This is a genomic window from Psychrobacter sp. 1044 (assembly GCF_904846525.1).
In the GTDB taxonomy this organism is placed as follows: domain Bacteria; phylum Pseudomonadota; class Gammaproteobacteria; order Pseudomonadales; family Moraxellaceae; genus Psychrobacter.
In genome coordinates this window covers 105552-120481 of sequence record NZ_CAJHAZ010000002.1, presented here as the reverse complement: position 1 = coordinate 120481, position 14930 = coordinate 105552, and the positions used below count along the sequence as shown (strand labels likewise).

The window sequence follows — 14930 nt, the reverse complement described above, 5'->3', positions numbered from 1 at the left end:
TATAAACTGACCGACTATCGCGTAAAGGAATTTTTGTCCGAATATCATTTAATGATATTCATCCTTTAGACCATACAGGCGCTACTTGCTGATTTAGCTTTTTCGTACACGTTGTCAGCGTCTAGACCACTGGCATTCACTTCATCTAGATAGTGCTGCGAGCCTTCCATTAATGGCCCCTTCCAGTCTGGGTCATTGAGTGGGTCAGGAATATCGATCATGATATCGCCTTTTTCTTTAGCGGCAGCCATTGCTTTGGCATTACTGACGTCAAATACTTTGGAGACACGTGCTGCCATCTCCGCCCCTGAATTGTCATCAATTACTTTCTTGAGATCATCGGGCAAATTGTCGTATTTCTCTTTATTCATACTGATAACAAAAGTAGAGTTATAAAAAGGAATGTTGGTGTGCGTATTGATTAACTCATCAAGACGAAATGCTTGAATGGGCTGCCAAGTAAAGCTAAGTCCGTCAATGACACCGCGTTGAAGGGAAGTATAAGTATCACTGGCAGGCATGCCAACGGGCGCCGCGCCAGTCGCTTCGATAATGTGGCTGGCAACGGCAGAAGGTTGGCGAATACGTAAGCCTTTCATATCGGCTGGCGTGCGAATAGGCTTATCAACCGTATGAAGGGCGCCTTGTCCTGTTCCGATGAGCGCGAGCAGGTGAGTATCTTCGTACTCATTTTTAATGACACCATCATCATACAGCTTATGAAGTATGCAGCTCTGCTGCTGTGCGGTATTGGTGATACCTGGCAGCTCTACAATCTGCGTTAAAGGAAACCGTCCTGCTGTATATCCTTGTGCTTGCATACCGATATCAACGATGCCTTTCGCGGTAGCGTCATAGGTAGCGCCCGGTTTGCTAAGAGTAGCAGAAGGGTATATCTCAATCTTTAAGCGGCCTTTTGATTCTTCTTCAATTTTCTTTGCCCATGGCTGCAATGCTTCGGTGTTTATGTTGTCATTGGCAGTCATAAAGTGCGAGAATCGCAACGTCGTCACTTCACCTGCATCTGTAGATGTGCTGACCGCTTGATCGTTATTGGAGCAGCCAGTCATCGCAATCGAGGCAGCTAAGAGTATTCCTAAAGGGGTTTTTATTTTCATCATTGAATCCTTTCATGATGGTTAGATATTGTTCGCTACCTAGGGCGTATCATCAATTAGTATATTGATACATTTAATGGTCTTAAAATGATGGCACGCCCTAATTAATCATATAAAAAGAGATAGCGAACACAATAACAGGTCAATCACTCACCGACAGGCGCGACTTCTCTTGCTTCAGCCAGTTCCTCTGCATGTAAAAACTGGGTATGAGCTGGTGCGCGTTTGGTACGTGACCATTCTTCTAACATCTCATACTTCATGGCTTCAGTAATCATCGAGACTTTTTCTTCTGAGGTAATATCATCGTAGGTGAGTTCCATACGATGGCCGTTAGGATCAAAGAAATAGATAGAATGGAAGATACCGTGATTGGTCACGCCGACCACATCAATACCATTTTCTTCTAAATGCTTTTTTGCTGCCATTAAGGCATCACGGTCTTTTACCTTCATGGCTAAGTGTTGCACCCAATTTGGGGTATTCGGATCAAAACCCATTTCAGGCTGATTGGGCACTTCAAAAAACGCCAATACGTTGCCATTACCTGCGTCTAAAAAAACATGCATATAAGGATCAAAGGCTTTGGTCGAAGGTACGTGGTCTTCAGCGAATGCAAGGATGAAATCCATGTTTAGGTATTTTTGATACCATTCAACGGTTTCTTTAGCGTCTTTGCAGCGATAAGCCACATGATGGATTTTTTCAATTTTAAAGCTCATATCAAACTCCTTTTGATAGGGAATGCAGTGAGTAATAGGCTGCCAGTACCAATTGACTATAGGTCGATGGTTGCTTGGCAGCTCAAAACGACTGTGCTCACATTTTTTCTAGACTATTTGTCAAAATCAAAGTTAAGCGCGGGCAGTACTTTGCCGCGTACTTCACCAAACCCGACACGAATGCCGTCTTTTTCGCTATAGCCTTTCATGATTACTGTGTCGCCATCTTCAATAAAATTGCGGGTCTCGCCGCCTTTTAAAGTGACAGGTTTGGTCGCATTCCAAGCAATCTCTAGCATTGAGCCATAAGAATCTGGCGTTGGTCCTGAAATCGTACCTGAGCCCATCATATCGCCAACTTCTACTTTACAGCCAGTGATGGTGTGATGCGTGAGCTGCTGCGCCATTGACCAATACATGTGCTTGAAGTTGGTCTCACAAACCACAGTGGCGCTATCTGAGTTTTCAGGCAATAACTCAACTGATAGATGGATGTCATAGCTATTATTGCTGTCTTTTTCGTTTAGATATGCCAATGGTTTTGGCTCTTGAATCGGGCATGCTGTTTTAAAAGGTGCCAACGCATCCATAGTCACAATCCAAGGCGAGACTTCAGAAGCAAAGGTCTTTGCATTAAATGGACCTAAAGGCACATATTCCCATTTTTGAATGTCACGGGCTGACCAGTCGTTGAGCAAGACCATGCCAAAAATATGCTCAAAGGCATTGTCTACTGCAATTGGTTGACCAATGCTATTACCTTTACCAACCACAAAAGCAGTCTCAAGTTCAAAATCTAAACGCTTACAGGCTGAGAAAATAGGGCGGTCGTCAGCGTTTGGTTTTAATTGACCAGAGGGGCGTATCACCTCAGTGCCACTGACGATGACGGTGCTGGCGCGTCCATTATAGCCGACGGGCATTTCAGTCCAGTTAGGTAGTAGGGCGTTGTTTGGATCACGAAACATAGTACCGACGTTGGTGGCGTGCTCTTTAGACGAATAGAAATCGGTAAAACCTGGGACGTGAACAGGCAGATGCATGGTGACGTTTGCTTGATTAAATAGCGCTTTTTTCTGCAAGTCTTGATTATCACGCAAGGCGTCGCTGGCACTAGATAGGAGGGTTTGGATGGTTGAGCGTGCTTGAGTCCAGTTGTCTCGACCTGAGTCAATAAAAGCGTTTAGCGTTGGTTGATCAAAATATGGACCGCCCTCTAAGCTCAGTAAACCTTCTGCTTCGAGCACAGCCAAATCCAATACGTACTCACCGATAGCCACACCAGCGCGGCGCTTGTTATTACCAGCAGCGTCTTTGGCATCACTAAAAATACCATAAGGTAGGTTATGAATGGAGAAGTCAGAATCAGCGGCGATATCGATAAAGGATGTGAGGGTATTGTCAATCTTTGACATAGGGTGCTCCTTGCTAAAGCATATAATGAATTACGTTATAATTAACTACTTACGCATAATGTAATTTATCAAAGTGGAGATTGCAAGGATTTTTGTGCAGTGTTTTCTTAAAATAGACGTGATACTAGGGACGTTGATGTTATTTGGTAAAATAAATAGGAAAAACGTAGGACATAAAAAAAAGGCTGAGCAGTCGCTCAACCTTTTTGTGAATCGCTATTACTGACTACCGCACCGTTTTAATGCGTGCTCACTCAGTCTTTTAAGACGTCTGCCATGGCATTGGCGACATAGTCGATGTTACTGGTGTTCAGTCCAGCCACACACATACGTGAGTTGGAAACCATGTAAATGCCAAACTCGCTTTGTAAGCGTTCGACTTGCTCAGGCGTCAGACCAGTAAAGCTAAACATGCCATTTTGACGGGTAATATAGTCAAAGTTGCGGTTCGGGATTTTGGCTTCTAACACTGATTTTAGCTGTAAACGCATGGCTTTGATACGGTCGCGCATCGCATAAACTTCGCCAACCCATTGCTTATGTAGTGCTTCGTCGTTCATAACGATATCGACCACACGACCACCATGTGATGGCGGGCTTGAGTAAATACGGCGTACGGTAGCATTTAGCTGACCGAAGACGCGCTCTGTCTCGTCAACCGTTGGACAAACAACTGATAGACCGCCGACACGCTCACCATATAGCGATAAGTTTTTAGAGAATGAGTTGCTGACAAACAATGGCAAGCCCATATCGACAGCTTTACGAATCGCATAAGCATCGCTGTCCATGTCTTCGCCAAAGCCTTGGTAGGCAATATCCATAAATGGAATCAGTTCGCGCGCTTGAACGACGTTCAGTACGGTATCCCATTGCTCACGGGTCAAATCTAGACCTGTTGGATTGTGGCAACAAGGATGCAGCAAGATCACATCATTTTTGTTCAACGTCTCAAAAAACGCAATCATTTCATCGAACTTGATGCTGCTGTTGGCTTTGTCGTAGTACGGGTATTTACCCACTTCGACGTCAGAGCCTTCAAAAATAGCAATGTGGTTGCCCCATGTTGGGTCACTCACATAGCATTTAGATTGTGGGAACCATTCATGGATGAACTCAGCGCCGACTTTTAACGCACCAGAACCGCCGATCGTAGCGATAGTGGCGACCAAACCGTCTTTTAAAATCTGCGCGTCTTTACCGAACAGTAATTCCTGACAGCCTTTACGATGTCCTGGCAAGCCTGCCATCGGCAGATATGGACGCGGCGCAATAGGATCGGCAATGCGTTCTTCGGCTGTTTTTACACAGTCAAGTACGGGCAATACACCATTTTCATCATAATAAATACCAATGCCTAAATTGACCTTTTTAGGATTGTTATCTGCTGTATATTTTTCCATCAGCCCTAGAATTGGATCACCAGCGTAATAGTCGATACGTTCAAACATGTTGTTTCCTTATGAAATATAAATCAAGCCGCCAAAAATCATAGAGCAAATTGACGGTTAACTCAATATGAGATTCAATTATCTTGCATAATTAATAAAATAGTTGGTTGAAACCATTGTGTTTCAAGGCTTTTTAAGCACCGATGATCTCTGTATCAGCGATACTTAAGTATGCTGTAAGTCATTAAAATGACTGGAAAAATAGCTCTGCAAGAAGTCTTTGAAAGCAATGGTAGCAGGCGATAACGCACGAGAAGCACGCTGATAGATAAAAAACTGCCGCATTTTAACGGGTTGTGCCAGCGGCCTCATTTGTAAACCATTGGCGCTAACCCAGTCGATGACTTCGGGCATATAGGGCAAACATAAGGTAATGCCGAAGCCTTGACGGGTCATCTCAAGCGCGGTGGACATAAAATTGACCTTGTAACGCGCCTGTTGAATATGACTGGCGATCTGGTCGTCCAATTCGGCTGTCACTTGTTCAATGAAAGGGCCTTGCAGCGTGATGAGCGGAATGTCTAATAAATCCTGCCACGTTATTTCATGTTTTTGTGCCAGCGCATGGTTGTCAGGCATCACCACACAAAATGGCAGCTGATATAACAAATCAGCATTGATGTCGTCCTCAGCCTCCATAAATCCAAGCTCAGTACCGACACCCAAATCTACTTCAATGTCCTGAATATGTCTGAGTAAGTTTTCTGCCGAACAATCTAATAACGATACGCCAATCTCGGGGTGTTGTTTGGAAAACTGGGCGATGACCGCTGGCATAGAGGAGGCTGCAAACTGCGAAACAGCGAGTCGTACTTGACCTTGCGCCAAGCTCGTTAAGCTGCTTGCCTCATTTTCAAACAGCTGCATCTCATTCAAGATACGCCGTGCTTGCGGCAATAAATGCCGTCCTACTACCGACAACGACAGCTGGCGGGTAGTACGGTCGAACAGCACAATACCGAGGCTGGACTCTAGCTCTTTAATCAAGCCGCTAACGGCAGATTGGGTCAAATGCATCTGATCGCTGGCACGGGTAAAACTGCCATTGTCAGCGACTTGGATGAAAGCGGTTAATTGGCGAATGCTGATATTCATAAGTAAACCTGATAAATAAATCATAAAAAACAATTAGTCTTATAAATAAACCTAATCTAATATAAATACATCGTCAATAAGAATTATTGATTGAAGACATTTTTTATTGCATTTTTACCACCAATTGAAATTAAGGATGATTACAATGGCAGATTTATTTGACAACCCAATGAACCTGAATGGGTTTGATTTTGTTGAATTCGCCTCACCTCAACCGGATGCGGTCGACGCATTGTTCAAACAGCTTGGCTTTGCCCATGTCGCCAACCATCGCTCAAAAGATGTGGCGCTATACCGTCAAGGTGATATCAATCTTATTCTAAATCGTGAACCAAAAAGCGAAGCGAGTTATTTCGTTGAAGAGCATGGTGCTGGTGCTTGTAGCATGGGCTTTCGTGTGCAGAATTCCAAAAAAGCTTATGAGCGTGCCATCGAAATGGGCGCGCAGCCAGTAGACGTGCCCACTGGTGTAATGGAGCTGCGCTTGCCTGCTATCAAAGGTATCGGTGGCTCACTGATTTATCTTATTGATCGTTATAAAGATGGTGAGTCTATTTATGACGTCGATTTCGAGTTTTTTGCTGATGTAGACCGTCGTCCTGTCGGGCATGGTTTTAAAGTTATCGACCATTTAACCCATAACGTCTACCGTGGTCGTATGGCCTATTGGGCAAACTTTTATGAGCGCATCTTTAACTTCCGCGAAATCCGCTTTTTTGACATCAAAGGTGAATATACGGGTTTGACCAGTAAAGCCATGACAGCGCCTGATGGCAAAATCCGTATTCCATTGAACGAAGAGTCAAAGCAGGGCGGCGGTCAAATTGAAGAATACTTGATGCATTTCAACGGTGAAGGTATTCAGCATATTGCTTTAGCCAGCGATGATTTGTTTGCCAGCATCGATAAATTAAAAGCAGCGGGTATCCCGCTCATGACCGCTCCAACTGCGACTTACTACGAAATGCTGAGTGAGCGTCTACCAAATCATGGCGAAAATGTCTCTGAGCTACAGATGCGCGGTATCTTGTTAGATGGCACCACTGAAGGCGGCACACCGCGTCTGCTACTACAAATTTTCTCTGAAACTATTTTAGGTAGCCCTGTTTTCTTCGAGTTTATCCAGCGTAAAGGTGATTACGAAGATGGCTTTGGCGAAGGTAACTTCAAAGCCCTATTTGAATCCATCGAGCGCGATCAAGTGCGTCGTGGCACGGTTGGTCAGCCAGAAACTGAAACACCGTAAGCGCCTCTACCTTTAGGGAAAAATCCATAAAATAAACGGGCAGGGCAAAAGGAGTTTGTCTTGTCCCTAATAACCACTGCGCTCTGTAATACCATGTGTTCAATGCGATGACTGAGCTATGGTTCAGTCATGATTGAAAACGACTAGCAAAAATTCAGAGCGGTAATGGCAATAAAAGGAATACAGGCATGGAACGCCTACCACATACGAATTCTGTTAATAAAGCTATCGGTGCCAACAGCGTTGCTTGCAAAACGCTAGGCACTGATGCTGCCAGTCACGATGATTCTGCTGATAAAAAGCAGGATTCTATGCCTAAAAAACAACCTTACGTGTCGCATCAGCCAGATAGCCATGGTCATATTCACTATAGTGATGATGAAAATGGTATGTGGCAGGCATTGCTTGAGCGTCAAGCCGAGCAAATACCTAACCGTGCCTGCCCAGCCTATCTAGACGGTTTAAAAAAACTGAATTTGCCCGCTACGCGTATTCCGCAATTGCATGGTATCGATGAGGTATTGCAAGCCACGACTGGTTGGCAAACTGCCGCTGTCCCTGCATTAATCAGTTTTGGTAAGTTTTTTAAATTGCTTGCCAATAAATCCTTTCCGGTGGCAACTTTTATCCGTCGATTTGATGATATGGACTATATCGAAGAGCCTGATATTTTTCATGAAATCGTTGGACATTGTCCGCTTTTGACCCATCCTGCCTTTGCGACGTTCAATGAAACTTATGGCAAGCTGGGTCTTAATGCCACTAAAGAAGAACGGTGGTTTTTGGCACGGCTCTATTGGTTTACCATCGAGTTTGGCTTGGTGGGACAAAATCAGAGCAGTCGCCGAATCTATGGCGGTGGCATTTTAAGCTCACCGTCTGAGACGGTTTATGCACTCAATGCTGGTTCTGAGCAGCAATCAGAACCTCAGCATCAACCGCAAAATCAACCAGAGCACCGCGCGTTTGATTTGCTTGATGTACTCCGTACTCCTTATCGTATCGATCATATCCAGCCGATTTATTATGTCATTGATGATTTGGATACATTATTTGATATTGTTAATAGCGATATCATGGGAATGGTCAAACAAGCCATGTCACTAGGATTGTTCGAGCCTAGTTATGCAGTAAAAAACGCCTAATGCATGGTTAAGACAAACGGCATCATTTGAATGATGTAGTCGTAAATGACAGCGTCAACATGGACGTAACTGTATTAAACGTAACAGTATTAAAAAAATGAATAGTTAACATAAAAGGACATTATAATGACGACATTATCACAAGCCAGCTGTGAGGCCTGCCGCATTGGCGCGCCAACGGTCAGCGACATCGAAACACAAGAGCTATTACAGCAAATTCCAGATTGGTCATTGATCGAGGTTGATGGCATTAAGCAATTACAACGTCAATATAAATTCAAAAACTTCGTCAAGGCGATGGAGTTTGCCAACCAATTAGCAGACATCGCCGAAGCAGAAGGGCATCATCCTGGCATATTGGTAGAGTGGGGCAAGGTGACGGTTACGTGGTGGTCACACAGCATTAAAGGTCTGCATCGCAATGATTTTGTCATGGCAGCTAAGACCGATAGTCTGCTGGATCAATAATGAGGGTAGCAATCGCTATTGCAACTCATTAAACTTGTCCGACTCAAAGCCAACCCTAACGCCAGATTTGACTGGCAAGCTAAGGATGTGTGATGCCTCCAAAAATATTAACCCAAATTTCACCTCAACTGGCATTTATGATTTCTGCCATTGTCATCGCTATTATGGGCGTTACCATGATAGGTTTTGGCTGGGTACCGCATTTATCATTGATACTCGCTATTTGTGTCTTGCTGGGCATTGGTCTGTTTAAAGGCTTGACCTTTGATGACATGCAAGCGCAAATGGCATCGGGTGTCATGCGTGGTATCGGTGCGATCTATCTATTCTTCTTTATTGGTTTGATGGTCGCCGCTTTAATGATGTCTGGTGCTATTCCAACGCTGATGTATTTTGGTTTTCAGTTGATTTCACCAGAGTATTATTACATTTCAGCCTTTGTATTGACCTCTATTATTGGTATTGCCTTGGGCAGTAGTTTGACCACCGCGGCGACATTGGGCGTGGCTTTTATTGGTATGAGTAATGCCTTTGATGCCAACGTGGCGATTGCGGCTGGTGCTGTGGTCTCAGGGGCGTTTTTCGGTGATAAAATGTCGCCGTTATCAGACACCTGTACCATTGCTTCATCGGTGGTGGGTATTGATTTGTTTGAGCATATTCGCAATATGATGTATACCACGGTACCAGCGTGGATACTCACGGTCATTATTTTTTGGTTTTTTTCTGGGCAGACCGCAGGCTCTGACTTGAGTCAAGTAACCGTATTGCAAGGTCAGTTAATTGAAAGTGGTTTGGTACATGGTTATGCGGTATTGCCATTTGTGGTACTGGTTGGGTTGGCGGTTTTTCGTGTCAATGCCATTTATACGATTATCTGTACCATTGTGGCAGCATTGATTATTACTTATTTGCACAGCTCGCCGAGCTTTGGACAATTAGGCGGCTATTTATTTGCAGGCTATGCACCAGCTGAATCGTTAGAGCTGGGTGAAGTCGGTGGTATGCTATCGCGCGGCGGTGTGCAAAGTATGTTCTTTACTCAAGCGATTGTGATATTGGCACTCAGTCTCGGTGGCTTGCTCACAGCATTGGGTATTTTGCCAGCACTGTTATCAGGGATTAAAGACACCTTAACCACATCAGGACGCGCCATATTTGCCGCTGCCATGTCTGCTCTGAGTATTAACGTACTTATTGGCGAGCAGTATTTGAGTATTTTATTATCTGGTACTGCCTTTCGTCCAACGTTTGAGCGTTTGAATTTACATCCTAAAAATCTGTCTCGTACCATTGAAGATGCAGGTACGGTCATCAATCCTCTAGTGCCTTGGAGTGTGTGCGGCGTGTTTATCAGCCAAGCATTAGGCGTGCCCGTGCTTGATTATCTGCCTTATGCGTTCTTTTGTTATTTATCGCTGTTACTAACGATATTGTTTGGTTTTACGGGAATTACCATCAGCAGACTCAAGAGTCAGTAACCTGAAAAACTTTTGTCTCTAAATTCTGCATTAAAACGCTAGGGCTTGTGTCTTCTAAGACAACATAACAAGCCCTAGTTTTTATTTATACCTTTGCAATCATTTGAGACAAGCTGATAGGTGTTGAGTACGATATACCAGATTTGCAGCTCGCTAAGTTGAGTAGTAGGCGCTGTACATGGGATTAAAAACGTTTGTTCAAGAGATTGAGCAGACGTTTTTTTGTGTCTTTCAATAATACTTGTACAGCCATTGCTTCGACATAGATAGTCGTTACTGACGTCGGTATTCGACAGCTCTTCGGTGGTTAAAGAAATAAAAGCGACTAAAAACCCAATCAGCTTATCTCAACTCATCGAAGTGTTCTTCATTGAGTTGAATAATGGTTTGTGCGAGTTCAAAAATGATAAAGGGGATAAAGAATTATGCTTGTATTTAAGGGTTACTTGTCACAGATAAAAAAATGGGTCGTATATATACTTCCAAGCAACAGCGAACGGGAATAAAAAGAATGGTATTTTAAGTTAATGATAATTGTTTTTATTATCGTTTACGAGTAAAATCGGTTTTTATTGGCTTTCCAATATAAACACAACGATTTAAATTAATGATGAGTACCGATATGTTACGTGCAAACCAATTGACCATCAGTCGCCAAGGAAATACCTTACTAGACAATGTAAGCTGTGAGATTGATAGCAACCAATTGGTCGCTTTGGTTGGACATAATGGTTCAGGAAAATCGACTTTAATCAAAGCGTTGGCAGGCGAGATGATGAGTAATGGCGGTAGCATCAGCTTGGATGATCGCCGTATCAGTGATTACAGTAGCAAAGCGCTGGCGCGACAAATGGCATATTTGCCACAGCAACTACCAGAAGCCGCTGGGTTTTCGGTACGTGAGCTGGTCATGCTAGGACGTTATCCGCATCAAAAATGGCTGCAAAAGCCCAACCAAATGGACAAAGATAAAGTAATAGAAGCCATGCGCATCACCCAAACAGAGGCGTTCGCTGACCGCATTACGGCCACGCTTTCAGGTGGCGAGCGCGCTCGCGTTTGGCTTGCTATGTGTCTGGCACAAAACACCAGATATTTATTACTTGATGAGCCATTAGCCGCGCTTGATATGCACTATCAGCTTGAAGTTATCCAACTTATACGTCGTTTGGTGGATGAGCAGGGCTTGAGTGTGGTTATTATTTTGCATGATATTAATTTGGCCGCGCAGTATGCGGATCGAGTTATCGCCTTAAAAAACGGACGTATTTGCCATAACGGTGATATCGGCAGCACCATGCAACCGACAGTATTGCACAAGATTTTTAACGTCGATATGCAGCTGCTTAGTCATCCTATAACGGGGCAGCCAGTCGCTGTTGCCTAGTAGGGCATATTATCAATCTGAACGAAAATGAATAAGTAGGCTAAAAATGGTTAAATTTTTATGACCGTTTTTAAAATGAGGGCATGCCCTAGTACTTGCCTCAATCTTTTTCATTTCTTATTTTCTCTTATTCGCGCAAAAGATAGGCCGCTATGTTTCCTGCTCTTTATAAATATTTGTTCTCTTTAATAGCCATAAAACCTTTTATAAAAGCTGGCTCAAATCTCACTATCAGTAAATATAAGTGTTTGCCGCTTATAGCAAGCTTAACACTGACCACCGTGCTGACTGCCTGTCACCAACCAATAACGGCGCAAAAAGACGCTCGAGTGGGCAATGCAGATAACGCTGACATCAATATAGTCTCACCTGATTGGGGCAATGCGGCAACCTTGACCGCTATGGGTTACCCCCCGATAGCGACGGGTGATGTGAGGGTGTGGGACAGATGGGTAGGTACGCCTGAATTGCCAACCTCAATCATTGATTTGGGCATTCGCTATCAGCCTAATGCGGAATTGGTTGCCCAATTGCCTGTCGATCTGGTCGTCGATAACTTTTTTTATGAGCATGCCCGCAATCTCTATGGAGATGTGCCCTCTGAGTCGGTCATGTTCGCCGCTAAAGGCGATACCGCAACTTGGGCAGATTATACTGAGCCAACTCGTCAGTTGGGACAGCTAATTGATGAACCAGCCTTGGCTGAAAGCTATATTAAAAAAAGTCAGACAGATATCAAACTGGCAAGTGAGCGTCTGCAGCAGCGCTACCCAAAAGTGAAGAAATTTGCCGTTGTGCAGTTTGCTGATGCTAATAACATGCGCATGTATGTCAAAAACAGTTTGTTTCAGCCCGTGCTAAAGCAGATGGGCAAAGAGCTGGATGTATTAGGCAAAGGCAATCAATGGGGGTTTGTCCCCATTCGAATGGGCGACTTGGCTCAATTGGATAATGAGACCTGCCTATTAATCATCGACCCTTTAAGCCCGATAACCCGAGCTGAGATTAAAGACAGTTTGGTTTGGCAGCGTCTAGGCTATGGCGATGAGCGCTGCGTGGGTGAGCTGCCGCCCATATGGATTTATGGTGGCATGTCGTCACTGGTCGGCTTAGCAAATAATTTATCAATAGTGACATTAAAAGGTGGGGCAGCATCATGACTATTAATACTGCCGCACAGACTCATCACTCTCATACCAATAATACTACTGATTATGTCAAGCCTATGACTTCACTTGCAGCGTCTCAGTCGCCCATATTGAAAACACCATCAGAGCAACCCTCCAAGCTCATGCAAAAACCTCCCAATCCAGCACCAAACCCACCTCGGCAACCACCTTCGGTATTTGCAGATACATGGCGCATCTGGGCAGTAATGATTATCCTTGTAGTATTGTCAGTATGGAGCACATGGTTATTAATCAATCAGGAGTGGACACGCTCACTCAGTGATTTGTTTATTCCAAGCTCGCAATTGGATATTATCAGTCTTACGACGCAGCTGCATATAGTGGCGACCAGCATAGTGGCGCTATTGGCAGGGGGTCTGCTTGGGGTTGTCAGTATTTTGCTACAGCAATTGGTCAAAAATCCATTAGCGTCAGACACCACATTGGGCGTCGGTGTTGGTGCACAATTGGCCATGCTCATTGTGACCTTGTTTTTACCAAGTTTAGCGATTTATGGCGGACTTTATGTGGCCTTTGTCGGCGCGCTGATTAGCATGGGACTGGTCTTTGTATTGTCAGCACCCAGTCGTTTTAATCCGCTCATTTTAATATTGGCAGGCTTAGTGGTAAACATTCTACTTGCCGCCGTTGCCAATGTTTTGGTGTTGTTTTTTGCTGAACGTAGTAATGGTATGCTGTCGTGGGCGGCGGGATTTTTGGCACAGAATAGCTGGCATACCAGTACGATGCTAGCGATAACGGCCGTCGCGATGGCGGTTGTCTGTCTACCCTTGTTAAAACCATTAACCTTGATGAGTCTCGATGACTCACAAGCCAAGCGCTTGGGCGTGCCGATTAACGGTATTCGTGCATTGGTAGTGCTTATTGTGGCGGTTGTTACCGCTTTAGTGGTTAGCGAAGTTGGCTTAATTGGTTTTATCGGTCTTGGCGCTGCCAGTCTGGTCAATGCGTTGGGGGTTGCTTCTATTAGCAAACGTCTGCTTGCAGCCTTTGTCTTAGGGGCGCTGCTTTTATGGCTGACTAGCAATGTTGCTTTATTACTCGAACCCATACTAAATATGCAAATTCCAGCAGGGGCGATGACGGGTATTCTCGGTGCACCACTGATTATTTGGCTGATTTTGCGTCAGCGCCGCGAGCGGATAGAAACAGTGACTCCAATGCTAACGGGCAAGCATGCACCTGTGGCATGGTGGCGCTGGGGTATTGGCGTGGTAATGATAATTATGCTTGCCTGTGTTTTTGTCCAAGACGTCAGTGGTTGGGGACTAAGTACCGATTGGGCGATCACCCAGCAGTATCGGCTACCGCGCAGTTTGAGCGCTGCGGCAACGGGTCTGATGTTGGCCATCGCTGGTGTATTATTGCAAACGCTCACCCGCAACCCGATGGCAAGTCCAGAAGTATTGGGTGTGAGCTCGGGCGCGGCGCTTGGGGTTATCTTAGGGTTTTTACTGCTACCAAGCTTAGGGATATCTGCCGGAGCTGGTACTTTATTAATCTCAGGATTATCAGGAGCGATGGCTGTATTATTGCTGGTTATTTGGCTGGCACGCAAGGTAAGCTCTGGCTATCTATTACTGGTCGGTATCGGTATTGCCGCAATGATGGATGGGGTGATGCACATGGTCAAGCTGTCTGGCGATCCACGCCTAGAAGCGATGCTTAGCTGGCTATCGGGAACGACTTATAGCGCTCAGCCTAGCACCGTGTGGTATCTTATCGGCATTGCCCTCATTTTATTTGCCCTCAGCTTATTGCTTATCAAACCCTTAAGAGTGCTTGGTTTGGGTACAGGGGTGGCTCGTAATTTGGGGGTGGCAGTGACACCAGTGACACTCGCGTTATTGGTGTTGGTGGCGGCGCTAAGTACTGCCAGTACGCTTGCGGTTGGGCCATTGAGCTTTATTGGTCTAATGGTGCCACATTTGGCGACGTCACTCGGTGCGGTAAGGCTTGAGCGCCAATTGCCATTAGCGGCTTTGTTAGGCGCAGGGGTGATGATAATAGCAGACTGGATTGGGCGTTATATCATTTTCCCTTATGAGCTGCCTGCAGGCACGATTGCGGCTATCATTGGCGGCGCGTACTTTTTATGGCTGATTCGTAAAGTGCCAGTCGCAGTAAGTGGATAGTTTTTATGGTATGTATTCATAAATGATAAATAACCGTAATCCGTTATTAATACATACCGTCCAGCGCTTAAATAGCG

General features: G+C 44.8%; 12 protein-coding genes. 7 read left to right on the top strand and 5 right to left on the bottom strand.

From position 1 onward, the window contains the following. Window positions 1-65: 65 nt before the first annotated feature. The 5 genes from JMX82_RS02005 to JMX82_RS01985 form a co-directional block, all read right to left on the bottom strand. Window positions 66-1118, bottom strand: coding sequence for a TRAP transporter substrate-binding protein (locus JMX82_RS02005; RefSeq protein ID WP_201539161.1), 1053 nt, complete (start codon window positions 1116-1118; stop codon window positions 66-68). 146 nt (window positions 1119-1264) lie between these two features. Next, window positions 1265-1840 carry a VOC family protein gene (locus JMX82_RS02000; RefSeq protein WP_055124084.1) on the bottom strand — a complete coding sequence of 192 codons (576 nt, stop codon included), beginning with the start codon at window positions 1838-1840 and terminating at the stop codon, window positions 1265-1267. A 113-nt stretch (window positions 1841-1953) separates the two neighbouring features. Then, a complete protein-coding gene (gene fahA / locus JMX82_RS01995) occupies window positions 1954-3255 on the bottom strand; it encodes a fumarylacetoacetase (RefSeq protein ID WP_413786750.1) in 1302 nt (433 codons plus the stop codon). A gap of 254 nt (window positions 3256-3509) precedes the next feature. Beyond that, window positions 3510-4706 (bottom strand): aromatic amino acid transaminase, encoded by a 1197-nt coding sequence (locus tag JMX82_RS01990; RefSeq protein ID WP_201539159.1) that lies wholly within the window; start codon window positions 4704-4706, stop codon window positions 3510-3512. Between the two features lie 165 nt (window positions 4707-4871). Then, window positions 4872-5801 (bottom strand): LysR family transcriptional regulator, encoded by a 930-nt coding sequence (locus tag JMX82_RS01985; protein ID WP_198330808.1) that lies wholly within the window; start codon window positions 5799-5801, stop codon window positions 4872-4874. Between the two features lie 145 nt (window positions 5802-5946). Here JMX82_RS01985 and hppD point away from each other — a divergent pair, with 145 nt between their 5' ends. The 7 genes from hppD to fhuB all read left to right on the top strand — a co-directional run bounded on the left by hppD (window position 5947) and on the right by fhuB (window position 14853). Then, window positions 5947-7047, top strand: a complete 1101-nt coding sequence (gene hppD, locus JMX82_RS01980) for a 4-hydroxyphenylpyruvate dioxygenase (protein ID WP_201539157.1) — start codon at window positions 5947-5949, stop codon at window positions 7045-7047. A gap of 188 nt (window positions 7048-7235) precedes the next feature. Next, entirely contained in the window at window positions 7236-8192 is a 957-nt protein-coding gene (phhA, locus tag JMX82_RS01975; protein WP_201539155.1) for a phenylalanine 4-monooxygenase, read from the top strand. A 126-nt stretch (window positions 8193-8318) separates the two neighbouring features. Beyond that, a complete protein-coding gene (locus tag JMX82_RS01970) occupies window positions 8319-8660 on the top strand; it encodes a 4a-hydroxytetrahydrobiopterin dehydratase (protein WP_198330810.1) in 342 nt (113 codons plus the stop codon). 92 nt (window positions 8661-8752) lie between these two features. After that, complete coding sequence (gene nhaC / locus JMX82_RS01965) at window positions 8753-10141, top strand: Na+/H+ antiporter NhaC (protein ID WP_055124079.1); 1389 nt, start codon at window positions 8753-8755, stop codon at window positions 10139-10141. 622 nt (window positions 10142-10763) lie between these two features. Further along, window positions 10764-11528, top strand: a complete 765-nt coding sequence (locus JMX82_RS01960; protein WP_201539154.1) for an ABC transporter ATP-binding protein — start codon at window positions 10764-10766, stop codon at window positions 11526-11528. Window positions 11529-11680: 152 nt separating this feature from the next. After that, window positions 11681-12688, top strand: coding sequence for an ABC transporter substrate-binding protein (locus JMX82_RS01955; protein ID WP_227676254.1), 1008 nt, complete (start codon window positions 11681-11683; stop codon window positions 12686-12688). After that, window positions 12685-14853 carry a Fe(3+)-hydroxamate ABC transporter permease FhuB gene (gene fhuB / locus JMX82_RS01950; protein WP_227676253.1) on the top strand — a complete coding sequence of 723 codons (2169 nt, stop codon included), beginning with the start codon at window positions 12685-12687 and terminating at the stop codon, window positions 14851-14853. The genes JMX82_RS01955 and fhuB overlap by 4 nt, the downstream gene beginning before the upstream one ends. Window positions 14854-14930 lie beyond the last annotated feature (77 nt).